The 22,549-nt window shown below is 61.3% G+C and carries 16 protein-coding genes; 12 read left to right on the forward strand and 4 right to left on the reverse strand.

Translation table 11 applies throughout. The features are described from left to right. The first annotated feature begins 161 nt into the window (after positions 1-161). From C9383_RS09020 to C9383_RS09045, 6 genes are all read left to right on the forward strand, one after another. Complete coding sequence (locus C9383_RS09020) at positions 162-1,613, forward strand: alanine/glycine:cation symporter family protein (protein ID WP_090367910.1); 1,452 nt, start codon at positions 162-164, stop codon at positions 1,611-1,613. Positions 1,614-1,693: 80 nt separating this feature from the next. Beyond that, positions 1,694-2,671, forward strand: coding sequence for an asparaginase (locus C9383_RS09025; protein WP_090367908.1), 978 nt, complete (start codon positions 1,694-1,696; stop codon positions 2,669-2,671). Positions 2,672-2,785: 114 nt separating this feature from the next. Continuing rightward, on the forward strand, positions 2,786-7,390 hold the full coding sequence (locus C9383_RS09030; RefSeq protein ID WP_090367906.1) for a coiled-coil domain-containing protein: 4,605 nt from the start codon (positions 2,786-2,788) through the stop codon (positions 7,388-7,390). A 65-nt stretch (positions 7,391-7,455) separates the two neighbouring features. Continuing rightward, a complete protein-coding gene (locus C9383_RS09035) occupies positions 7,456-8,448 on the forward strand; it encodes an AraC family transcriptional regulator (protein ID WP_090367903.1) in 993 nt (330 codons plus the stop codon). A 122-nt stretch (positions 8,449-8,570) separates the two neighbouring features. Beyond that, positions 8,571-9,611, forward strand: coding sequence for a histone deacetylase family protein (locus tag C9383_RS09040; RefSeq protein WP_090367901.1), 1,041 nt, complete (start codon positions 8,571-8,573; stop codon positions 9,609-9,611). After that, a complete protein-coding gene (locus C9383_RS09045; RefSeq protein WP_090367899.1) occupies positions 9,608-10,699 on the forward strand; it encodes a polyamine ABC transporter substrate-binding protein in 1,092 nt (363 codons plus the stop codon). The genes C9383_RS09040 and C9383_RS09045 overlap by 4 nt, the downstream gene beginning before the upstream one ends. A 50-nt stretch (positions 10,700-10,749) precedes the next feature. On the opposite strand, the gene C9383_RS09050 is transcribed toward C9383_RS09045, so the two are convergent. Together C9383_RS09050 and pdxR are read right to left on the reverse strand one after the other, a co-directional pair. Continuing rightward, positions 10,750-13,020, reverse strand: coding sequence for a hypothetical protein (locus tag C9383_RS09050; RefSeq protein WP_090367897.1), 2,271 nt, complete (start codon positions 13,018-13,020; stop codon positions 10,750-10,752). Between the two features lie 74 nt (positions 13,021-13,094). Next, on the reverse strand, positions 13,095-14,636 hold the full coding sequence (pdxR, locus tag C9383_RS09055; protein WP_090367895.1) for a MocR-like pyridoxine biosynthesis transcription factor PdxR: 1,542 nt from the start codon (positions 14,634-14,636) through the stop codon (positions 13,095-13,097). Between the two features lie 87 nt (positions 14,637-14,723). Between pdxR and C9383_RS09060 the strand changes: the two genes are divergently transcribed. The 3 genes from C9383_RS09060 to C9383_RS09070 are packed head-to-tail and all read left to right on the forward strand — an operon-like array spanning position 14,724 to position 16,487. Next, entirely contained in the window at positions 14,724-15,362 is a 639-nt protein-coding gene (locus tag C9383_RS09060) for an FMN-binding negative transcriptional regulator (RefSeq protein WP_090367893.1), read from the forward strand. Next, positions 15,359-15,805 carry a GNAT family N-acetyltransferase gene (locus tag C9383_RS09065; protein WP_060756627.1) on the forward strand — a complete coding sequence of 149 codons (447 nt, stop codon included), beginning with the start codon at positions 15,359-15,361 and terminating at the stop codon, positions 15,803-15,805. Before C9383_RS09060 ends, C9383_RS09065 begins: the two co-directional genes overlap by 4 nt. A gap of 10 nt (positions 15,806-15,815) precedes the next feature. Then, positions 15,816-16,487 (forward strand): GNAT family N-acetyltransferase, encoded by a 672-nt coding sequence (locus tag C9383_RS09070; protein ID WP_090367891.1) that lies wholly within the window; start codon positions 15,816-15,818, stop codon positions 16,485-16,487. A 72-nt stretch (positions 16,488-16,559) separates the two neighbouring features. Here C9383_RS09070 and C9383_RS09075 read toward each other — a convergent pair whose 3' ends face one another. After that, complete coding sequence (locus C9383_RS09075) at positions 16,560-17,456, reverse strand: homocysteine S-methyltransferase family protein (RefSeq protein ID WP_090367890.1); 897 nt, start codon at positions 17,454-17,456, stop codon at positions 16,560-16,562. Between the two features lie 112 nt (positions 17,457-17,568). Here C9383_RS09075 and C9383_RS09080 point away from each other — a divergent pair, with 112 nt between their 5' ends. The 3 genes from C9383_RS09080 to C9383_RS09090 all read left to right on the forward strand — a co-directional run bounded on the left by C9383_RS09080 (position 17,569) and on the right by C9383_RS09090 (position 20,656). Next, positions 17,569-18,390, forward strand: a complete 822-nt coding sequence (locus tag C9383_RS09080; protein ID WP_060756624.1) for an ABC transporter substrate-binding protein — start codon at positions 17,569-17,571, stop codon at positions 18,388-18,390. Positions 18,391-18,422: 32 nt separating this feature from the next. Then, positions 18,423-19,190 carry an amino acid ABC transporter permease gene (locus tag C9383_RS09085; RefSeq protein ID WP_090372288.1) on the forward strand — a complete coding sequence of 256 codons (768 nt, stop codon included), beginning with the start codon at positions 18,423-18,425 and terminating at the stop codon, positions 19,188-19,190. Between the two features lie 155 nt (positions 19,191-19,345). Next, entirely contained in the window at positions 19,346-20,656 is a 1,311-nt protein-coding gene (locus tag C9383_RS09090) for an autotransporter outer membrane beta-barrel domain-containing protein (RefSeq protein WP_090367888.1), read from the forward strand. Positions 20,657-20,737: 81 nt separating this feature from the next. On the opposite strand, the gene oadA is transcribed toward C9383_RS09090, so the two are convergent. After that, positions 20,738-22,546, reverse strand: a complete 1,809-nt coding sequence (oadA, locus tag C9383_RS09095) for a sodium-extruding oxaloacetate decarboxylase subunit alpha (protein ID WP_060756622.1) — start codon at positions 22,544-22,546, stop codon at positions 20,738-20,740. Positions 22,547-22,549: the final 3 nt, after the last annotated feature.

The following is a 22,549-nucleotide window of genomic DNA, read 5'->3' on the forward strand; positions in this document are numbered from 1 at the left end:
GCGTCTACGGCCATCGATACGAGGCCCGAAGCAACGCGAAAGCGCATGAATAACAACACCCGCAAAAGGATTGGGATCGAACCGTCGCGCACTGCCTGGTGCTATGCGAAGGCCCGGACCGTCCTGCGTTTGCCATTAGAAAAATCAGCGAGGAACACTCCATGCTCGAAGTCATCAACGACTTCCTCTCAGGGAAAGTACTGATCGTGCTCATTGTCGGGCTCGGCGGTTATTTCACGATCCGCTCGCGTTTCGTTCAATTACGTCACTTTTTCCACATGTTTTCGGTGTTTCGCGACAGCCTGAAAAACAGCTCCGACCAACTCAGCTCGTTCCAGGCGCTGATGCTCAGCCTGGCCGGCCGTGTCGGTGCCGGTAACATCGCCGGTGTCGGTATTGCCGTGACCCTGGGTGGCCCGGGCGCCGTGTTCTGGATGTGGGTCACCGCATTGGTGGGCATGTCTTCGAGCTTTATCGAGTGCTCTCTCGGTCAGTTGTACAAGCGCACTGACGCCGAAGGCACCTTCCGTGGCGGTCCGGCTTACTACATCCAGCACGGCCTGCAAAAACGCTGGCTGGGCATGCTGATGGCGTTCCTGCTGCTGGTCACCTTCGGCTTTGCCTTCAACGGCCTGCAAGCCCATGCCGTGACCCACTCGCTGAACAATGCTTTCGGCCTCGACACCACCTACACCGGCCTTGCCCTCGCGGTATTGCTGGGCCTGGTGTTCATCGGCGGGATCAAGCGAATCGCCTCGATTGCCGACCTGCTGGTGCCGGTCAAGACCCTGGTCTACATCGCTGTAACCCTGTACGTGATCGTGCTGCAGTTCGACCACGTGCCGGCCATGCTCGCGACCATCGTCAAGAGCGCCTTCGGCCTCGACCAAGCCTTCGGTGGCCTGGTGGGCAGCGCAATCATCATGGGTGTGAAGCGCGGCGTGTTCGCCAACGAAGCCGGTCTGGGCAGCGCGCCTAACGTGGCGGCAGTGGCTTCGGTAGAACACCCGATTGCCCAGGGCGTGGTCCAGGCGTTCAGCGTGTTCCTCGACACATTCGTGATCTGCACCTGCACCGCGCTGCTGATCCTGCTCTCCGGTTTCTACACCCCAGGCTTTGAAGGCGACGGCATTGCCCTGACCCAGAACTCCCTGGCGGCTGTAGTGGGTGACTGGGGTCGCATGTTCATCTCGGTAGCCCTGGCGTTGTTCGTGTTCACATCGATCATGTACAACTACTACCTCGGCGAAAGTAACCTGCGCTTCCTGGTCGGCAACAACCGCAAGGTGCTGATGGGCTACCGCACACTGGTGCTGGTGCTGATTTTCTGGGGCTCGATCGAGAACCTGAGCACAGTATTCGCCTTCGCCGACATCACCATGACCCTGCTGGCGTTCGTCAACCTGTTCGCCCTGGCGTTCCTGTTCAAGATCGCCATGCGCATCCTGAACGACTACGACAATCAGCGTGCAGCGGGCATCAAGACGCCGGTGTTCGATTCCAGCCAGTTCCCTGATCTGGATCTGGACCCCAAGGCCTGGCCGGCCAATCCGGTGAAACCGGACAGTGCCCCGGCGGCTGAACTGAATGCTCAAGCGCAGCGCCAAGCGTAATAAGAGCCGATAGATGACACGCCGCCCGGCCTTGGGCATGCTCTGGGCCCGGCGGCGTTTTTCGTTCAGGAGATTTCTTGATGCAATCAGCTAACAACGTGATGGTGCTCTACACCGGCGGCACCATCGGCATGCAGGCCAGCGCCAATGGCCTGGCGCCCGCATCCGGTTTCGAAGCGCGCATGCGCGAACAGCTTTGCAACCAGCCATTGCCTGCTTGGCGCTTCCGGGAAATGTCCCCGCTGATCGACAGCGCCAATATGACCCCCGCTTACTGGCAGCGCCTGCGCACCGCCGTGGTCGAGGCAGTGGACGCCGGCTGCGACGCCGTGCTGATCCTGCACGGCACCGACACCCTGGCCTACAGCGCGGCGGCGATGAGCTTCCAACTGCTGGGGCTGCCGGCCCCCGTGGTGTTCACCGGCTCCATGCTGCCGGCCGGCGTGCCGGACAGCGATGCCTGGGAAAACGTCAGCGGTGCGCTGGCAGCCTTGGGCGAAGGCCTGGCGCCCGGCGTTCATCTGTATTTCCACGGCGCGCTGATGGCGCCGACCCGTTGCGCGAAGATCCGCAGCTTTGGTCGCCACCCGTTTGCCGCGTTGCAGCGCAATAGCGGCGTGGCCCGGGCCAGTGACATTCCGGCGGCCCTGGATTTTCGTCAGCCCAAGGCCCTGGCCAACATTGGAGTGTTGCCGCTGGTGCCGGGCATCGCGGCCGTGCAACTGGATGCGCTGATCGATAGCGGTATCCAGGCACTGATCCTCGAGTGCTTCGGCAGCGGCACCGGGCCCAGTGACAATCCTGCGTTCCTGGCCAGCCTGCAACGGGCACAGGACAAAGCAATCGTGGTCGTGGCCATCACTCAATGCCATGAAGGCGGCGTGGAGCTGGATGTCTACGAAGCCGGCAGCCGCCTGCGTGGCGTCGGCGTGTTGTCCGGCGGCGGCATGACCCGTGAGGCGGCATTCGGCAAGCTCAATGCACTGATCGGTGCCGGGCTCGAGGCGTGCGAAGTCCGTCGCCTGGTGGAACTGGACCTCTGCGGCGAATTGCGCTGAGGGCTGGCCCCCATCGTATATAAGCACCACCGCTCCTGACGCGATGCTTCCTAGCATGGCGACGCTCCGGTTTTTCCGGAGCGGTTGCCATTATCTCGCCTGTCAGGAAGCGCCATGCCTCTATCTCTCTCCACCGAGCCCGACCCAGATCTGCTTGATGCGCTGATTGCGCAAATGTGTACCGGCCCCGCGTTTCGCGAAGTGGCCGCAACCATGCTGCGCGCCCAGTTGAAAACGCTGTATCCCGATTGGGATATGGACCCGAACATGATCGTGGTTGGCACCCCATCATGGGATGTCGAGGATGGCCAGGTCATCCCCACTGGCCGTGTTTATGCGGTGCTCACCGATATTCTCGTGGTGCAGTCGGTGTTCGCCCTGCCGATGCTCTACCTCGAAGGCCAACACTTTTTGGCCCAGCTACCGATCATTGAGCCTGCCGTGCACCTACCGGTGCGTATCCTCGATATCGCCGGTGCGATGAACACCCTCGCCCCGATAATGTTGCGGGCTTATCAACAAGCGCAATTGGACTATTGGAACAGCATCGAGAACAGCGGTGGTTCACGTTGGCACAGCTTGTCGATGATCTTGCGCGACTTCTGGAACATCAACCAGGTGCCTGGCTTGACGGAAGACGATTGCTTCATGGCGCGTCAACTGTTCCAGACGCCGGATGCCGCGACACGCAAGCGGGAGACCTTCGATGCCCCTCGCGCTTATGTGATTGATATCGACGAAGTCGATGCCGAGGGCAAGACCAACCATGTGGATGATTACTTGATCAGCGTCCTGATTGGCAAACAGCAGGGGGCCGAAGTCATCCTCACCCAGTCATTGTTTTCGGGTTTCAAGAAATACCATTCACTGGAAGCACTGGGTCAAGACCTGCCACTGCTGACGGTAGCCAATAAAGAGCAGCGGTGGCGCCTCGTCGAACCGGAAGGAGATTTTTTCGATTATCTGGCCTGCGCGTTGATCAGCATCCAGGTCAAGGATATCGGCGCCATCGACGTTTCTGATCTGGGCACGCCGGATGCACCTCGCAACAACCCCGCGCAGCCGCCGGCACCGCGTTCCAAACGCAGCGCACGGCCCTTGCAGGAATACGTACACGCTCTTCCCGACTGGCTGACCAGCGCCTCCATCTCTGACCAGGATGCCTATGCCCGACACCTCAAGGACCTGGCAACCCTGCACAGTGCCAACGAAGGCCGCAGCTATGACGAAGGCATCAGCTCTCTTCACGCGTACACGCTTGAACGGCTGAAAGCCGAAATGCTCAAGGATCACCCCGACGCTGATGCGCGGTGGCTCGATGACCTCGAAATCGTGGTGCGCAGCCCTGTGGTCTGGGGGCTGTTCACCGTCCCCGGAAAAATAGAAACCACAGCATTCACCCTGCCGGAGCTTGCCTTGCAGAACTTGATCGCTCTGCCATTAGGGAACAAGTCCCTGCGTTATCACGTCACGCTCGTGCTGCCGCAATGGTTAACCGTCAACTACCTGGAACGCCTGATCAGCCGGGTGGACGTCGGGAATACCTACCCGGCGTTGATCAAGGAAAAACTGCTGGAGCACCCACAGGAGGCCGACCGACGCCAGCGGCTCTATGCCGAGCACCTGCGCATTCAACTGCCGTTGCTGGCATTGCAATGCAAGATACGCGGCGAAAGCGCCATTGATGAGCAAGGCTACGCCTACGTGAAAGCCGTCATGCGCGCCGAGCCCAGTGACCGGCAAGTGCAGGGCCAACCCATCGTGATCCGCCCACTGGCATTTGTGCCGACTCGCCGAGGAGATAAAACGCCGGATAAGGTCGCCAATATGTTCGTGATCGGTCCCCAGGACCCGGCCGCCGGTCCATGCCTGTTGTATCGGCCGTTGCTCGACAACCCCCTGTCGCAGTTCCCTTCGCCCAGCAACTTGCTCTATGCCCTGCAGCAATCAGTAAACCTGCGCGAATCCGTACTGGCCTGGCTGCCCGATACGGTGAGCACTGACTATGCCCGCTATGTATTCCCTGGCGACCTGCCCTCGCCCTGGGCCGTGGTCGATTTCATGGTCGACCCCTTCAAGGTTTGGACGATGGGCGGGCCGGTGCTTCTGGACCAGGCCACAATCACCGATGACCAGTTCAAGACGCTCTACCACGCCAATGCCAATGCCCTGGTCACCCTCGCCGACCGGCAATCGGTGTCCAATGCCGAAGCCCGCTGGGCCACGTTCAAACGCACCGGCTGGATGACCTTCAATCTGGCCTTGCCATTCCTCGCGCGTACCGTGGGTATCGCCGCCTGGATCTGGCAGATCATGGATGAGTTACAAGACGTGGTGGAGACCCGCGCCCACCCTGAACAAGACACAACCTGGAACACACTTACCGACTTGCTGCTGAACATCGGCATGGCCATCACTTTGCACAGTGCCAGCCGCCGCGCCCCTGCGGGTTCAGTGCGCAACGAACCGATGCCCGCACCACGGCCACCAGCCGCCCCGGAACCGGTGACAACCAGCCGACAGCCGACGATTTCGGCAGAGGCACTCGCCGTACATGACCAGCCCCTGATCGTCAGCGGCGCAATCAATCGCGCACTGCCGCGCCTGGCAACCGTGTTGGACAGTTTCAAGGTGAGCAAGCCTGACACCCTGGGCGAGGCGCACCACGAGGCAGGCCCATGGCAAGACCTGTATCGCGGCGGCCAGCATTGGTATGCGCCAGTAGGCGAACGCTGGTTCCAGGTCACAGTGGATGAAGGCGAAACCGTGCTGATTGTCGACGCTCGAAACCCTTCGCGTACTGGCCCTCCGCTGGTTCACAACAGCAAGGGTCAGTGGTTCATCGATACGCGCCTGCGCCTTCGGGGAGGCAGCCCCAAACTCATGAGCACCAAAGCCCGCGCGCTGGCACGACAAAAAGCAGAGGAGCTACGTCGGCAGCTGGAAATATTCGAAAGCCAGAAAAAAGCCAACCAGGAGGCGTTGCAGAACGCACGCCAGGCGATGGATGCGCAGCCTTCCACATCCACTGAAGCGCTGCGCCAGACTTATCTGCAGACCCTGCAAACCCAACGCACGGAATACGAGACGGCCTTGCAGATGCTCAAGGAAATGAACGTGCACGAACCCACGGCGCAATACGCGCCAAAAGCCTTGAGTTACATCAAGGCCCAGGCCCGACTGACCCAAGCTACGCTGAGCGAAATCCTTTCGCGCTTCACACCCAAATGGCGCATCGTGCATGAACAGCTGCAACGCCAGGCTGTGGTGTCCATGGAGCGTCCGATTGAAGATTTTCGCGAGATGCGCGAGCTGACCGGTGAATTGCTTGTACAGCTGGAATACATGCACGGCCGATTCCGGGAGCTTAAAAGCCTGGCCAGGGACGGCGCCGTTTTGCTGGAAACCCTCAAGAGCTCGATGCCGGTCTATAACGTTGACGACCTGAAGGCCATTCGCGTGTCGCTAAGCCGCAACCTGTGCCTGCCCAAGGACACCTTGCAGACAGCTCCCGAGGCCTGGTCGGAGATAGACAACATCATCGACACAGCGGATGTCGCGATCCAATGCCTGCGCGATACATTGGAGGAACGCAGCGATCGACGCCTGGATGAACGCTTTGACACCTTGAGCAACCTGGTCGAGCAGTTTCAACTGCTGGACGAACGCCTGCAGGATTTTCCCGTGGAGTACTCCACGCACGCCATCACCGACCAGTTGCAGGAGTTGCGCGGCGAGCTGAGTGGCTTCCAGCGGCGCGCCGCGAGGAACCTCGGGGTATTGAGTGCCGAGCGCGGAGAGTTCAGGAGACGACCGACCCCACCCTCAACCCCGCCACGCCCGTTGAAACAGTTTATCCACACTCGCTACGGTGGCCTGCTGATTGGTGAGCCGCGCTTGAACGAAGTCGGGCTGGAAACCGGCCTGGTGGATATTCGCTCACCGCTGACCCATCAGATCCTCGCCACTTACCATGAAAAATCCAAGGCGGTCTGGGTGCTTCACGAGAGGGCCCCGTCCCCATCCGCCGAACCGGCTGAGGTGGATCTGCAGCTAGCCATCAATCAGGGCCAGACACTGCTCGATGGGCTGGCCGCCTTTCAAGCGCGTGCCCGTGCCCACAGCAACCTCGCCGATCGAGAGCCCTTTGGGATCGAGTATCTGTACCACCAGCACGCACAGCGATTGGAGAAGGCAAGCAATGCCATCGAGCAGGCACTGACTCAACATAACATCACAGAGAGCGACGCCATGGCGCTTCCCGCGAGCGAGGTGATCAAAGCGATTGATAGCGCGTTGGCCCAGCTCTATCAGCAAAGTAACCAGCTGGTGCAAAGGGCGCTCAAGTTGTCTCCTCCTACCGTGACAGGGGTGCAGTGGCTTAAACAACACAATACGATCGCCATCAAGAAAACCGTGAATCGCCGTCGAATCAAGTCCCACACGCCTGACTATCTGGATGAGTACACCATCAGCGACCGCGTGACGCGCGAAGTGCTCTGGTATGCCCACTTTCACTACAGTGCGAACTGGACACCGGACAAGTCCATGTTATCTGCCCGCCTGAAGACTCCAGCCGAGCACAGCCTGGGCGCCGCCGCCGACTCGCCCAAAGGCTTGAACCACAAACAAGCCGTTGCCTTTTACCGCAGCGAGATCAGCCTGCAGCAAGCCCGTGAGCTGTTTTTCGAGCGCCCAAAATCCGAGTCCAGTCGTTAATCGATACCAGGGGCACGGCATGCAATTTGCTGCGCCAGTGCCACTTCTTCGCGCGGGTGTCCCCCATGCTGCATTCACACCTCACGACTCTCAACGCCGTATCTCTGGTCCTGGCGACGTTCAAGGACCAGGGGCAGCCGGCCGAGGTATTACTGGCCGGCAGCGGCATTGGCACAGCAGACCTGCGCCGCGCCGACACGCGCATCACCACCTGCCAGGAGATGCGCGTATGCGCCAATGCCGTAGCCCTGCGCCAGGACATTGGCCTGGAACTGGGCCAGCGCATGCACGTGTCGTCCTACGGTCTGCTCGGTTATGCGCTGTTGACGAGTGCCACCTTAGGTGACGCTTTGCGCCTGGCGCTACGCTACCCGGCGCTGTTGGGAACACTTTTTGAACTCAGCCTGGTGGAAGACGGCGAACAGATTTGGCTGACCGCCGGCGACTATCGGGAAAATCCCGCGCTGGCGGCGTTCAATGTGGAGTTTTGCCTGGTGTCGATGAAAGTCATTTGCGATGACTTGCTCGGCGGCCCGCTGCCGTTGCGTGAAGCGCGCTTCGACTACCCGGCACCCGCTTACCACCCGCGATACGCGGAGCGTTTCGACTGCCCTTTGCAGTTTGACGCACGGCACAACGGCTTTGCGTTCGACGCCCAGTGGTTGCAACAACCCTTGCCCCTGGCCGATGCCATCACCCATCGGGCGATGGCCGAACGCTGCCGCAAACAGAACTCCGAATTCACCGGGCGCCAGGCCTGGCTCAACCGCGTGCGCCAGTTGCTGGCCGAGCAACTGCACGCCGCGCCCGGCCTGGACGGCTTGGCGGCGCAGATGAACTGTTCCGCACGGACGCTGCGCCGGCACCTGCATGCGCTAGGTTGCAGCTACCAGCAATTACTCGACGAGCTGCGCTTTGAGCAGGCCAAGCAATGGCTGGCACAAGGGCAATGGCCCATTTACAAGATCGCCGAACAATTGGGTTTCAGCGAGACCGCAAGTTTTCGCCACGCGTTTATGCGCTGGAGTGGGGTCGCGCCCAGCCTGATGCGCCATTAGCGGGCGAATTACGGTCAAAGTCTTTGGCCACATTTATCCCCTTCTGGCCGCTCCTGCCATTCTCTTGGCCGCCCCCGCACCGCAACACTTGAAGGCACAACAACATGCCTGCGGGAGCCCCCATGCTGACGATCTATTCAGACGATCACCATCTACACCACGGACGCTGCGAATTGATGGACGGGCAATTGATGCCCTGCTTCGAAATGCCGTCGCGCGCCGACCACGTGCTGCAACGGGTCAAGGACCGCGACCTGGGGCCGGTGCAGGCACCACAGGACTTCGGCCTGGCCCCGCTGCAGCGCATCCACAGCCGCGACTATCTGGAATTTTTCAAAAACGCCTGGGCCCGCTGGACCGAATACGGCCAGGACGGTGACCTGCTGCCCTACACCTGGCCTGCCCGCACCCTGCGTCGGGTGTTGCCCACCAGCTTGCATGGCCAACTGGGTTACTACAGCTTCGACGGCGGTGCGCCGATTACCGCCGGTACCTGGCAAGCCGCCTACAGCGCGGCACAGGTAGCGCTCACCGCGCAGCAGGCGATCCAGCAAGGCGCCCGCAGTGCCTTTGCCCTGTGCCGCCCACCCGGGCATCACGCCGCCAGTGATTTGATGGGCGGTTATTGCTACCTGAACAACGCCGCCATCGCAGCCCAGGCGTTCCTCGACCAGGGCCATGCAAAAGTCGCGATCATCGACGTGGATTACCACCATGGCAACGGCACCCAGTCGATTTTCTATGACCGCAGCGATGTGCTCTTCACCTCCATCCACGGCCACCCGGAGGCTGAGTTCCCGTTTTTCCTGGGGTATGCCGATGAGCTGGGAGAAGGGCCTGGCGAGGGCTTCAACTTCAACTACCCGCTGCCGGCCGGCTCCGGCTGGGACACCTGGAGCGCCGCGCTCGAAGCGGCGTGCCAGGAGACCGAGCGCTTTGATGCCGACGTCATTGTGGTGTCCCTGGGAGTGGACACGTTCAAAGACGACCCTATCTCGCAATTCAAACTCGACAGCCCGGATTACCTGGCGATGGGTCAGCGCATCGCGCGTCTTGGCAGGCCCACGCTGTTCGTGATGGAAGGCGGCTATGCCGTCGCAGAAATCGGTATCAACGCCGTCAACGTCCTCGAAGGTTTCGAACAAGCAGGAGCCGCCCAATGAAGATGCTCACCACCCTGGCCCTGTGCGCCGCCGTATTGAGCGGCGCGACGCAGGCCGAAGAAAAACCCCTCAAGGTCTACAACTGGTTCGACTACATCACGCCCAAGGCCCTTGAGGACTTCAAGGCACAAAACCCCCAGATCAAACTGGTGTACGACATCTTCGATACCAACGAAGCCCTGGAAGCCAAGCTGCTCACCGGCAACTCCGGGTATGACGTGGTGGTGCCGTCCAACGTGTTCCTGGCCAAGCAGATCGAAGCGGGCGTCTTTCAGCCCCTGGATCGCAGCCAGCTGCCCAACTGGAACCACCTCGACCCCAAGCTGATGAAGCTGATCGAAGCCAACGACCCCGGCAATAAGTTCGCCGTGCCCTACATGTACGGCACCATCCTGATCGGCTTCAACCCAGACAAGGTCAAGGCGGCACTGGGACCCGATGCACCGGTGGACAGTTGGGACCTGATCTTCAAGGAAGAGAACATCAGCAAGCTCAAGCAATGCGGCGTCGCCTTCCTGGATTCGCCGTCGGAAATCCTGCCGCTGGCCCTGCAGCACCTCGGCCTGGACCCCAACAGCAGCAACCCCAAGGATTACGACAAGGCACAAGCCCTGTTGATGAAAATCCGTCCGTACATCACCTACTTCCACTCCTCCAAGTACATGGCCGATATCGCCAACGGCGATCTTTGCGTGGCCGTGGGTTACTCGGGCAGTTTTTCCCAGGCCGCCAACCGTGCCAAGGAAGCCAAGAACGGCGTCACCGTGGACATGCGCCTGCCCAAAGAAGGCGCACCGATCTGGTTCGACATGCTCGCCATTCCCAAAGGTGCGCAGAACCCGCAAGACGCCTACACCTTCATCAACTACTTGCTGCAACCCCAGGTGATTGCGCCGATCAGTGATTTCGTCGGCTATCCCAACCCGAACAAGGACGCGACCGAACACGTCGACCCAGCCATTCGCAACAACCCCAACCTGTACCCGACCGAGGCGGCCATGGCAACGCTCTACACCTTGAAACCCCTGGCGCGTGATGCCGAGCGCGCCAGGACGCGCGCCTGGACCAAGATCAAATCCGGTACTTGATCACGCAGTGGCAAGGCCCACCGGAGCGAGGTCGCTCGCTCCGGTGCGTGTTACATCACATCCAGAAAAATGCGCCGCCCGGAGGGTGTGCCGATCGGCCCACGGTAGACCTGAGAGTGGCGCCCGGCGCTGCGTTCGGCCTGTTCAAAGACGCGGCCCATTCTGCGCTGCGCGGCTAATTTCAGGTGCGCCTTGGAGGGCTGGTCTGGCGGTGTGTGCAGCAAGGGGTAATGAAAGTGCGCGTACCACAGGGGCCGATAGCCGCCCATCACGTCCAGTACTTCGTATTCCTGCAGATAGTCCACCGTGCCGTCGATGGTTTCCGGCACCCGGCCATTGATCCGGCGGATACAAATCGCACGTTGCCCCAGCAGGTATTCCACATCGCCAACGGTTGGGGTCTGGCTGGTGCGGGTCATGTCGATGCGCAGGCGATGACCTTTGTTGCGCAACTGAAGGGCAGTGGCCCGCAATTGGCTGATCAAGGCAACGCAGTCCTCATTGCTGCGGATTTGGGTGAATTGCGCAAGCACGCGGGCAGCGTCGTCCAACCCACGCGCCAGCTGCTCGAACTGCTCCTCTGCGGCAACCGGTGGCGTGCCGGGGCGCAGGGTTTCGGCCCCAGCCTGGTTGGCCCGGGCCAGTGAGGCTTGGCCTGCATCGAATGCTTTACGCCCACGCACACTCAGCCCTCGCACATCACGCTTGAGCCGCGGCACCCGGCGGATGTCCCACTGACCTTGGTCATCACTGATGATGTCGGGCCCCAGGGTTACGGGCTTTTGCGGCCGATCGACCACCTGGTAGACCGGGCTGTTGATATTAAAGACAGGGCTGATGCGAATGTGCGACAGCACGTAGAAGTGGTTCTCGTCCTTGTTGTAGACGAGCCCGTTATCGAAGAGGTGCAGACCTTTATGACCCCCCTCATGAATCATCTCGCCTACCTTTGACGGGTGTGCTATCGCCGCCAATTGATGCTGCTGAACTGCCGAAAGCACCTGCCGTGCCCCCGCCCACGCGGCATCCAGCCGCTTGACGCGCGGGTGTGGCGACGCAGGCTCCTGGCCTTGTGGCCTGGCGGGATAAACCAGCAGCAGGGCCACCTGCCGCATCCAGCGAACGCCGTCGCGCCAGGGTACTTGAGCATTTTGCGTAACCTGCGCCTTGAAGGGGCTTGCGAGCAGCATCTTGCGGGTCAAGAACATTTCAGCGAAAGGCTGGGACAACACCGCGCCAGATGCAGGGGCAGTCATCACTTGTTGGAAGACCTGTGCCGACCACGGCCGAAACACCAACCAGGGGCCGACCTCATCGCTCCCAGCACCGATCAGGTAGCCTGACTCATCCGCCAACCGCCTGAACACCATCGGCTCGCCCTGCACGTGACGATGGGTCGCGTAAGTTCTCACGGCTGCGCGAAGCCGGTAATAACCCTTGAGCGTAACCCCCGCCAGACCTTGAAGACTGTATTCCAACGCCACCTTGCACAGGTCCATGGCCATTTCCCGAGCGAAGCAGGCTTGGTGCGCGGCGTCGTCCTCCGGCAGGTCGTCGAGTTGGGTGCGGGCGCAATATTTCTGATAGGCCCAGGCGGCTCTCACCAACAGCCTGCTGTAAGCCAATCGCCCCGCGCGCGAGGCTTCTTTCAGCCAGGACGGTAACGATTCACGCAGCCCCTGCGGCTCGGGGTCCTGCTCGAAGAAATCACGGAACCGGGTCGCCCAGGCCAGTTGTCGATCCAGAGGCTCAAGGCGCGGGCGTTCACTGAGGTCAATCGCATCGATACGTTGCAACGCCGCTTCCAGCCCACACAGCGCCCAGCCCTCGAAGACGTCATGCTCAAGCCGCTCAGCGTCTACCAACACCTCGGCCTGCTGAGCAGACGTAAAAACCTCAAGGCCATGTCTCACGGAGTAGATCAGCGTTGTACCGCCCCCCACGATCGCCAATGCGAGGTCGTTGTGCCGTTGAACGCCATAGACCTCAATCGTGGAGGTTCGCTCGCCGCTGTCGGGAAACGCGAGCACAGCCTGGAGCAGCCTGCGGATGACGGGATCTGCCTGCTTGCGCAGAACCTTACGCAGCCGCTGTGCAAGCATCTGCGATAACTCGCGCCAGCGAGTTTCCGACGCCGGGCCGGGCGCGCAGAAGAACTCGATCAACTGCTCGGCGTAATACTCAAGCACCGCCTCCGGGTCGGCATCGAGCTGGGCCTGAGTAATGCATAAAGTGCCAAGGGTGGGGCGTAAAGCGAACAACTGGCTGGTGCGCAACTGCAGCGCATTGACAACGGGGGGTGGGGAAAGTGGGTCGGGCATGATCGTCTACCTAGAGCAAAGACACAGGAAGCCCTCACGGTATTGGCCTCTTCACCCGGCCAGACGGTAGTTAATTATCCGGACTGCCATGCGGCGCGCAGACGCTTGAGCGCGAGTGCAATTTCCACCTCCGGCACGGCGGCAAACCCCATCACCAGGCCAGCGCGCTGGTCAACCGGCGTGCTTGATTGGGGCAGCCAGTAACTGCTCAGGCCGTTGACTTCCACCCCCACCTCACGGGCCTGGGCGAGCAGTTGCTGTTCGCGCGCCAATGTCTCCACCCGCACGGTCAGGTGCAGCCCAGCGGCCACGCTGGGCAGTTCGCCGATACCCCCCAACCCGTCCGGCCAACCCGCGAGCAACGCGTTGCGCCGGCTCAAGGCAGCCCGGCGCATACGGCGGATATGCCGCTGGAAGTGCCCGGCCGCCATGAATTCGGCCATCACCGCCTGGGTGCCGACTTCCGAGTGGCGCATGTCGACGGCACGGCGCCGGGAGAAGGCGTCCACCAGCCCCGGCGGTAATACCAGATAACCCAGGCGCAAGGCCGGGAACGCTACTTTGCCGAACGTGCCGACATACAGCACCCGCCCACTGCGAGCCAGGGCCGCCAAGGGCGACAAGGGCGCGCCGCTGTAGCGGTACTCGCCATCGTAGTCGTCCTCGATGATCCAGCCGCCCGTACGCTCGGCCCAGGCCAGCAGTTCCAGGCGTCGGGCCAGGCTCATCACCACACCCAGCGGGTATTGATGGGAAGGCGTGACATAAGCCACGCGGCAATCGGCAAGGGTATTGAGTACCTGGCAGTCGATACCCTCGTTGTCCACCGGTACTCCGTGCAGTCGCCCACCGGCCAGGGCGAACGCATGGCCGGCAGCACGATAACCGGGGTTTTCCACTGCCACTGCATCACCAGGCTCTACCAGCAACTGTGCACAAAGGCTGATTGCCTGCTGCGCGCCGCTGGTGATCACTATTTGTTCAGCCGTGCATTGCAAGCCACGTGAGCTGCGCAGGTAAGCGGCAATCAACCCGCGCAAGCGAGCATCGCCAGCCGGGTCCCCGTAACAGAGTTGCTCCAGATCCGGCTTGCGCCAGAACGCCCCATTCAGCTTGGCCCACACCTCGAACGGGAACAGATCGAACGCCGGTACGCCCACGCGAAATGCCCGTGGCGGACCCGACGGAGGCTGAGACAGGTGGTTGGTTTTTATCCGCTCGACACCGGCACTGTGGATAACTTCGTCGTCCAGATCTTCCGGCAAATTCGCTACGTTTGTGGATAAGGTTGGGGATAAGCCTGTTGAAAACCCTGTGGACAGTTTTGTGGATAGTTTTTTTGCCGTGGGCAGTTGAGCTACATAGGTGCCATCACCGACCCGGCTTTCGATAAAGCCCTCGGCGTAGAGCTGGTCGTAAGCGCGCACCACGCTGTTGCGCGAAATCGACAACGCCGCCGCCAAATCACGGCTAGCCGGCAAGCGCGTGCCGCTGACCAGCCGCCCGTCCAGCACCCGCTGGCGCAAGGCGTCATACAGCTGGCGAGTCAGACCTTGGCAGCGATCCAGCTCGATTCCGGCGGGGTTGAATGACATCGGCGGCAAAACAGGCGGCATATTGGACCTATGAAATTGACCCTAGATGGCTCTTACAACGAACCAATAGCCTGCCTAGGATGCAGGCATTCGCCAAGGAAAATCTCCATGTACACACCGCGTGCCTTTGCCCTCGATGATTTGCCCGAAATCCAGCAACTGATCCAGCACACCCGCCTGGCGCAGTTGGTGACCTTTGGCGAGCAGGGCCTGCAAGCCAGCCACCTGCCGCTGTTGCTCAACCCCGATGAAGGCCCCAACGGCACGCTTTATGGGCACCTGGCCAAGGCCAACCCACAGTGGCAAGAGCTGCAAAATGGCAGCGACGCCCTGGTGATCTTTGCCGGCGCCGAAGCCTACATCAGCCCGGCGTTTTATCCGGCCAAGGCCGAGCACGGCAAAGTGGTGCCCACCTGGAACTACATCGCCGTGCACGCTTACGGCAAGGCCGAGGTGTTCACCGATGCCGCACGCTTGCTCAAGCTGGTCAGTGCCCTCACCGACCGTCATGAAGGCAATCGCAGCCAACCGTGGAAAGTCAGCGACGCCCCGGCCGACTACATTGACGGCATGCTCAGGGCCATCGTCGGCTTCGCCCTGCCGATCGACCGCCTGATCGGCAAGCGCAAACTCAGCCAGAACCGCAGCGCGGCCGACATTGCCGGCGTTCGCGAGGGCCTGGCCGCAAGCCCGGACGTGCGTGACCAGACCCTCGCGCGCTTTATTCCCCAAGGAGTTTCAGAATGAACCCGACCGACATCCGCCAGGTGACTGCTGCCGACCACGCCGCCTGGCTGCCGTTGTGGCAAGCGTATTTGCAGTTCTACAACACTGAACTGCCGGACGCGGTGAGCCAAAGCACCTGGCAGCGTTTGCTCGACGCCAATGAGCCGACCCATTCGGCGCTGGCCTGGCAGGACGGCAAGGCGGTGGGTATGGTCAACTTCATCTACCATCGCTCCAACTGGAGCATTGAAAACTCCTGCTACCTGCAGGACTTGCTGGTGGACCCCGCTCAACGCGGCACCGGCGTCGGTCGTCAGTTGATCGAATTCGTCTACACCACCGCCAAGGCCGATGGTTGCTGCAAGGTCCATTGGCTGACCCACGAAACCAACGCCACGGCGATCCAGCTGTATGAACGCATCGCCGAACGCCCGGGTTTCATTCAATTTCGCAAAGGCCTTTAAGGAGCGCAGCATGTCCATTTCCCCCGCCGACTGGAAAGGCGTCCCGGCGCCTACCGTGCAACGGCTTGAAGGACGCTTTATACGCCTGGAAAAACTCGACCCGGCGCGCCATGCCGACGATCTGTTCCAAGCGCTTCAAGGCCCCGGTGCCGACCCGAAACTGTGGGACTACCTGCCTTACGGGCCTTTCCCTGAGCGCAGCGCCTTCAATGACTGGTTGAATAATCACGCAGCTCACAGCGACCCGTATTTTTTCAGCGTGATCGACCGCGCCAGCGGTCAGGTCCAAGGCATCCTCAGCCTGATGTCCATTGTCCCGGCCCAAGGCCGTATCGAGATCGGCCACGTCACCTTCGGGGCGCCGATGCAGCGCTCACCGAAAAGCACCGAGGCGGTGTACCTGCTGGCCAGGTATGCCTTCGAACAGGGCTATCGCCGCCTGGAATGGAAGTGCAACAACGCCAACGCCCGCTCCAAATACGCGGCCGAGCGCCTGGGGTTCAGCTTTGAAGGCGTATTCCGCCAACACATGGTGGTCAAGGGGCAGAACCGGGACACCGCGTGGTATTCGATCATCGACGCGGAATGGGCGGCGATTGGCGCAGGCTTCGAGGCGTGGTTATCAGAAGCCAATCAGACGGGATCGGGCCAGTTGAAAACCCTGGCGCAGTGCCGGGCCTGACCCTCCCGGACGACGCATGATGCCTGTGGCAGGGAACGGGTTCCCTGCCACATTTGCAGTTGCGTTGGCCAACTACCCCAGCTTCTGGGCCAGCACCGCAATATGCTCAGGCCCGATCCCGCAGCAACCGCCCAGATGGCTGGCACCGCGCGCCTGCCAATCAGCGGCCCAGTGCAGGTAGCCGGAGGGGTCGAGGTCGTCGCGCAACGGGTCGAGGCCATCGTTGGCCGTGGCTTCCTTGGGCTGCGGAGGGAAGGCATTGGCGTAGGCACCGATCTGGATCGCTACGCCCAGTCGCTCAAAGGTCTGGCGCGCAGCATCAATCGCCGCGCCGATCACTTCCGGCTGGCTGCAGTTGAACAGCAGCACCTGCACGCCCAACTGCGCAGCCGCCTCGGCCGCGTCCGCCACCGGCTCGCCGGAGCGCAGCCGTGGTACTTCGTCGGTGTCTTCGTCCTTCAGGGTAAACGACAGCCAGAACGGCTTGCCATCCTGAGGCAGACCGGCCTTGATCGCCCGCGCTTCGACGATGGAGCTTTGGGTTTCCGCCAGCCACAGGTCAACGTGAGGCGCCAGGCCTTGCACCAGCGGTGTGAGTAACTCGGATACACGCTGCGCTTCAAATAAATCCGGACGATATGAGCCGAACAACGGTGGCAACGAACCGGCCACCCGTACATGTTTACCCGAGGCCGTCACCGCCCGCCGCGCCAACTCACCCGCCAAATCCGCCAAGGCTTGGCCTTCAGCCGCAAATCGAAGCTCACCAATATGAAACGGCACCACCGCATAGCTATTGCTGGTGATCACGTTCGCGCCACTGTCGATATAAGCCGCATGCACCGCCTCCACCGCCTGCGGCGCCTCGCTCAACGCCAGAGCCGACCACTCCGGCTGACGGAACGGCGCGCCACGGCGTTGCAGTTCACGGCCCATGCCACCATCGAGAATCACTGTTTCTGCGCCCATATGCTTTTTACTCATAAGCTTATGAAAATAACTCACTATGAGAGTCGTTTTTATAACTATTTAATACGCTGAATTCGCTGCATCACAACTCTTTTTTCTAAAGGTGTCATTCGTGAAACTTAAACCCCTGTTGGCCTTGGGCCTGCTGACACTGGCGACTTGCACCCAAGCCTTCGGTGGCGCCACGCTGGATCGCATCGAGCAGAAAAAAGAGCTGGTGGGCGTGCTGATGGAAAGCTACCCGCCATTCTCGTTCCTCAACGACCAGAACCAGCTGAGTGGCTTCGACGTTGACGTGGCAAAGGCTGTGGCACAGAAACTGGGCGTGAAGCTGCGCCTGGAAACGCCCTCATGGGACGTGATCGCCGCCGGCCGCTGGAGCGGGCGCTACGACATTTGCATCTGCTCGATGACCCCGAGCAAAGCCCGCGCCGAAGTGTTTGATTTCCCGGTGGAGTACTACGCCTCGCCGGCAGTGATCGTGGTCAATGCCAAGGACGAGCGCATCCACACGGCCAAGGACCTGAGCGGCAAGAAAGTCGGCCTTACCAGCGCCTCCAGTTACGAAAGCTACCTGAACAAGAACCTGGTGATCGAAGGCGCCGAAGACACGCCATTGCAGTACCCGTTCGAGGACGTGCAGATCGCCCCGTACGACACCGACAACGTCGCCTTCCAGGACCTCGGCCTGGGTGCCGGCGTGCGCCTGGATGCCATCCTCACCAACCTGGTTACCGCCCAGCCGCGCCTGACCGAAGACAAGCGCTTCAAGCTGGCCGGCGAGCCGCTGTACTCGGAGCCCAACTCGGTCGCCATCGAGAAAGGCGACGCGGCGTGGGACAGCAAGGTGCGTGAGGTCTTTGCCCAGCTCAAACAGGACGGCACCTTGAGCGCGCTGTCGCAAAAATGGATTGGCGCCGATATCAGCCGATGACACCGTCCAGACCCCCCTTGCTGCAGCGCCTGCTGGGCTTTCGCACACGGCTGTACCTTACTTGGGCGGCGCTGTTCGCCCTGTTTGCCGGCTTCTTCCTGAGCTTTGACCTGAAGTTCTCGATCATCCTCGACAAGTTGCCCAACCTGGTCGGCCTGCACTTGGCGCCCAACGGCTTCCTGCAAGGCGCCGCGCTGACGCTCTTCCTGTGCCTGTGCTCAATGCTGACGTCATCGGTGTTGGGTTTTATCGCCGCCCTGGGGCGCCTGTCGAAAAGTGCCGTGGCGTTTGGCATCGCGAGTTTTTACGCCTCGTTCTTTCGCGGCACGCCGCTGCTTATCCAGATCCTGCTGATCTACCTGGGCCTGCCACAACTGGGCCTGGTGCCGGGCGCTATCGTAGCCGGCATCATCGCGCTGTCGCTGAACTATGGCGCCTACCTGAGCGAGATTTTCCGCGCCGGTATCCTGGGTGTGCCTCATGGCCAACGCGAAGCCGCCCTGGCCCTGGGCATGCGCGACAGTGCGATCTTCTGGCACGTCACCCTGCCCCAGGCCATGCGCACCATTGTTCCGCCCGCCACCAACCAGTTCATCTCCATGCTCAAGGACTCGTCCCTGATCTCGGTGATGGGCGTGTGGGAAGTGATGTTCCTGGCGCAGTCCTACGGTCGTTCAAGCTATCGCTATATCGAGATGCTCACCACGGCGGCGATCATCTACTGGGTGATGTCGCTGGCGCTGGAACTGATCCAGGCCCGTATGGAGCGGCACTACGGTAAGGGTTATGCCAAGCGATGAAGGCCAAAAGGGACACCGCGGCCTGCCGCCTGGGCGCAATTTTAATCGCAGCAGACTAGAGACATCTCCCGCAAACGAGGGGTCGCCGGCCTGACAGTTATCCCTTCTGCCCCCCGCTAAATTCCACCGCCTCATACATGAAGAGGTGGGTTTAGATGACGTTTATACACAAGCAATTCGCACTCGCTATCACCCTGCTGCTGGGAGCCACCAGCGCTCACTGCGCTCAGGCACGTGGCGATATGGAGCCTGACAGCGAGTGGTTTGCGCCAGCCGCGCAGAGCAGCGAAACAGCGCATGTCGGCCCGGTGGAGCCTGCGCCTGAAGAGTTTTATTTTGCCGACCATGCCGGCAGCCGTAACGGCCTGAGCGTCGCCCGCGTGCTGGACTCCGCAGTCGACGCACTGCTGGCATCGGACACATTGAGCGAATGGGAAAAGCACCAACTCGAGGAGTATGGCCATTACCTGGGCAGCCTGGCGCCGGGCCGGTTAGCCGCCACGCTTGAACAATTGGCCGGCAGCCAGAACGCCAATCTGGGCACCGCGACTCAAAACAGCCTGCAGCCCCTGACCGCCAACCTGTTGTCGGCAATACGTCAGTTGGATAATGACACCCGCGAGACGGGGCGCTTTTGGCTCCAGGGCCTGGGAAGCGGCGGCCGGCTCAATGCCCAACACGGTAGCGCCGGCTTGAGTCAAAGCACCCAAGGCGTGCTGCTGGGTGCCGACTGGTCACTGGACCACGCATGGCGGATCGGTGTAGTGGGTGGCAAATCGGACAGCGACCTGAGCACCAAGGGGTTCCAGGGTGAGTTGGACAGTTGGCACCTGGGTGGATACGCCGTGCGCCGAGACGGCCCGTTCGCATTGCGCCTGGGCGCGCTCTACAGCCGGCATACCGGGCAAAACAAACGCACGGTCGATTTTGACTTCGTCGGCTACCGCGAGTCCCTCACCGGCAAGTACACCGCTCAGAGCCAAAACGCTTTCGCAGAGCTTGGCTATCAACTGGACACTGGCGGCCTACGTGCCGAGCCCTTCGCCGGCATCGGCTTGCAGCGCTACCAACGTGAGCGCTTCCAGGAAAAAGGCGGCTATAGCGCGTTGAACGTTGGTACACAGACCCAGCAAAACCTCAGTAGCACCGTCGGCCTGCGCTTGAGCCATGACTTTGCACTGGGTAACCGCATCGCCCTCAAACCGCACCTGAGCACCCACTGGAAACATCTGTATGGCAACGTCGACAGCCGCGTGCGCCAGTCCTTCGCCCAGGAAAAACGCGAGGATTTCAACAGTGAATTCACCATCGTCGGCACCTCCCTGGACCGTGACAGCCTGGCATTGCGCACCGGCGTGGACATGGCCCTGTCGGCCGAACATAGCGTAGGCCTGGCCTATACCGCCGAGGTCGGCAGCCACAGTCGCAACCACGCGTTGATGGGGCAGTGGGCGATGACGTTCTAAGGCCGGACCGCCCGAGCGCCAGGCAAAAAAAAGGGGGCACATGCCCCCCGAGGTTTAAGCGGTAGTGTCGAAGGCTGTGGATCAGCCTTCGATTTCGATCAGGATTTCACCCGGGTTGACCCGGTCGCCCTTGGCCACATGCACCGCAGTGACCTTACCGGCAATGGCGGCCTGTACTTCGGTTTCCATCTTCATGGCTTCGGTGATCAGCACGGCCTGGCCGGCCTTGACCACGTCGCCTTCCTTGACCAGCACATCGACGATATTGCCCGGCATTGCCGTGCTCACATGACCCGGCGCGCTGGCGTGCTTGCGCTTGCTGCCGCCGCTGCTGACAAACTCGTTGAGCGGTTCGAACACCACCTCTTCCGGCATGCCATCAATGGACAGGTAGAAATGCCGTTTGCCTTCAGCCTTCACACCGACACCGGTGATATCCACGCGGTAGCTTTCGCCGTGCACGTCGATGACGAACTCGGTCGGTACACCTTCGCCCCCGGCGCGGGCCACGCCGCCGGCTTCTGGGATCGGCAACAGGACTTCCGGCGCCAGGGTGCCGGCCTCACGTTCTTCGAGGAACTTGCGGCCGATGTCCGGGAACATGGCGTAGGTCAGCACGTCTTCTTCGGACTTGGCCAACGCGCCGATCTCGCCACGCAGCTTGGTCATTTCCGGCTTGAGCAGGTCGGCCGGGCGCACGTCTATCACGTCTTCACTGCCGATGGCCTGGCGACGCAATTTCTCGTTCACCGTGCCTGGCGCCTTGCCGTAGCCACCCTGCAGGTACAGCTTCACTTCGTTGGTGATGGTCTTGTAGCGTTCACCGGCCAACACATTGAAGAACGCCTGGGTGCCGACGATCTGCGAGGTCGGCGTGACCAGCGGCGGGAAACCGAGGTCTTCGCGCACACGGGGGATTTCAGCCAGTACTTCGCCCATACGGTTGAGGGCGCCCTGCTCCTTCAACTGGTTGGCCAGGTTGGAAATCATCCCGCCCGGTACCTGGTTGACTTGCACGCGGGTGTCGACCGCGGTGAATTCGCTTTCGAACTGGTGGTACTTCTTGCGCACTGCGTAGAAGTACAGACCGATTTCCTGCAGCAGCTCCAGGTCGAGGCCAGTGTCGAACTCGCTGCCTTTGAGGGCCGCGACCATCGATTCGGTGCCCGGATGGCTGGTGCCCCAGGCGAAGCTGGAAATCGCGGTATCGATATGATCGGCGCCGTTTTCAATGGCCTTGAGTTGGCACATCGCGGCCAGGCCGGCGGTGTCGTGAGAGTGAATGAACACCGGCAGGCTTTGCTCGGCTTTCAAGGCCTTGACCAGTTCGCCGGTGGCATACGGGGTCAGCAGGCCAGCCATGTCTTTGATCGCGACCGAGTCGCAGCCCATGGATTCCATCTGCTTGGCCTGGGCCACAAACGCGTCGATGGTGTGCACGGGGCTGGTGGTGTAGGCGATCGTGCCCTGGGCATGTTTGCCGGCGGCTTTCACCGCTTCGATGGCCACGCGCAGGTTACGCACATCGTTCATCGCGTCGAAGATGCGGAACACGTCGATGCCATTCACGGCGGCCTTGGCGACAAACGCTTTGACCACGTCGTCGCTGTAGTGGCGGTAGCCCAGCAGGTTCTGGCCACGCAGCAGCATTTGCAGGCGGGTGTTAGGCAACGCGGCGCGCAGTTTGCGCAGGCGCTCCCAGGGGTCTTCTTTCAGGAAACGCACGCAAGCGTCAAAGGTCGCGCCGCCCCAGACTTCCAGGGACCAGTAGCCGACTTTGTCGAGCTTGTCGCAGATCGGCAGCATGTCATCGGTACGCATGCGGGTCGCGAGCAGCGATTGGTGAGCGTCGCGCAGGATGGTGTCGGTTACGAAAATCTTCTTGGTCATTGT

The sequence above is a fragment of the Pseudomonas palleroniana genome (assembly GCF_003031675.1).
Lineage (GTDB): Bacteria > Pseudomonadota > Gammaproteobacteria > Pseudomonadales > Pseudomonadaceae > Aquipseudomonas > Aquipseudomonas palleroniana.

Bases quoted from the DNA above. Each gene is read 5' to 3' on its own strand.
- C9383_RS09020 (WP_090367910.1), top strand. From the start codon at position 162: ATGCTCGAAGTCATCAACGACTTCCTCTCAGGGAAAGTACTGATCGTG.
- C9383_RS09025 (WP_090367908.1), top strand. From the start codon at position 1,694: ATGCAATCAGCTAACAACGTGATGGTGCTCTACACCGGCGGCACCATC.
- C9383_RS09030 (WP_090367906.1), top strand. From the start codon at position 2,786: ATGCCTCTATCTCTCTCCACCGAGCCCGACCCAGATCTGCTTGATGCG.
- C9383_RS09035 (WP_090367903.1), top strand. From the start codon at position 7,456: ATGCTGCATTCACACCTCACGACTCTCAACGCCGTATCTCTGGTCCTG.
- C9383_RS09040 (WP_090367901.1), top strand. From the start codon at position 8,571: ATGCTGACGATCTATTCAGACGATCACCATCTACACCACGGACGCTGC.
- C9383_RS09045 (WP_090367899.1), top strand. From the start codon at position 9,608: ATGAAGATGCTCACCACCCTGGCCCTGTGCGCCGCCGTATTGAGCGGC.
- C9383_RS09050 (WP_090367897.1), bottom strand. From the start codon at position 13,020: ATGCCCGACCCACTTTCCCCACCCCCCGTTGTCAATGCGCTGCAGTTG.
- pdxR (WP_090367895.1), bottom strand. From the start codon at position 14,636: ATGCCGCCTGTTTTGCCGCCGATGTCATTCAACCCCGCCGGAATCGAG.
- C9383_RS09060 (WP_090367893.1), top strand. From the start codon at position 14,724: ATGTACACACCGCGTGCCTTTGCCCTCGATGATTTGCCCGAAATCCAG.
- C9383_RS09065 (WP_060756627.1), top strand. From the start codon at position 15,359: ATGAACCCGACCGACATCCGCCAGGTGACTGCTGCCGACCACGCCGCC.
- C9383_RS09070 (WP_090367891.1), top strand. From the start codon at position 15,816: ATGTCCATTTCCCCCGCCGACTGGAAAGGCGTCCCGGCGCCTACCGTG.
- C9383_RS09075 (WP_090367890.1), bottom strand. From the start codon at position 17,456: ATGGGCGCAGAAACAGTGATTCTCGATGGTGGCATGGGCCGTGAACTG.
- C9383_RS09090 (WP_090367888.1), top strand. From the start codon at position 19,346: ATGACGTTTATACACAAGCAATTCGCACTCGCTATCACCCTGCTGCTG.
- oadA (WP_060756622.1), bottom strand. From the start codon at position 22,546: ATGACCAAGAAGATTTTCGTAACCGACACCATCCTGCGCGACGCTCAC.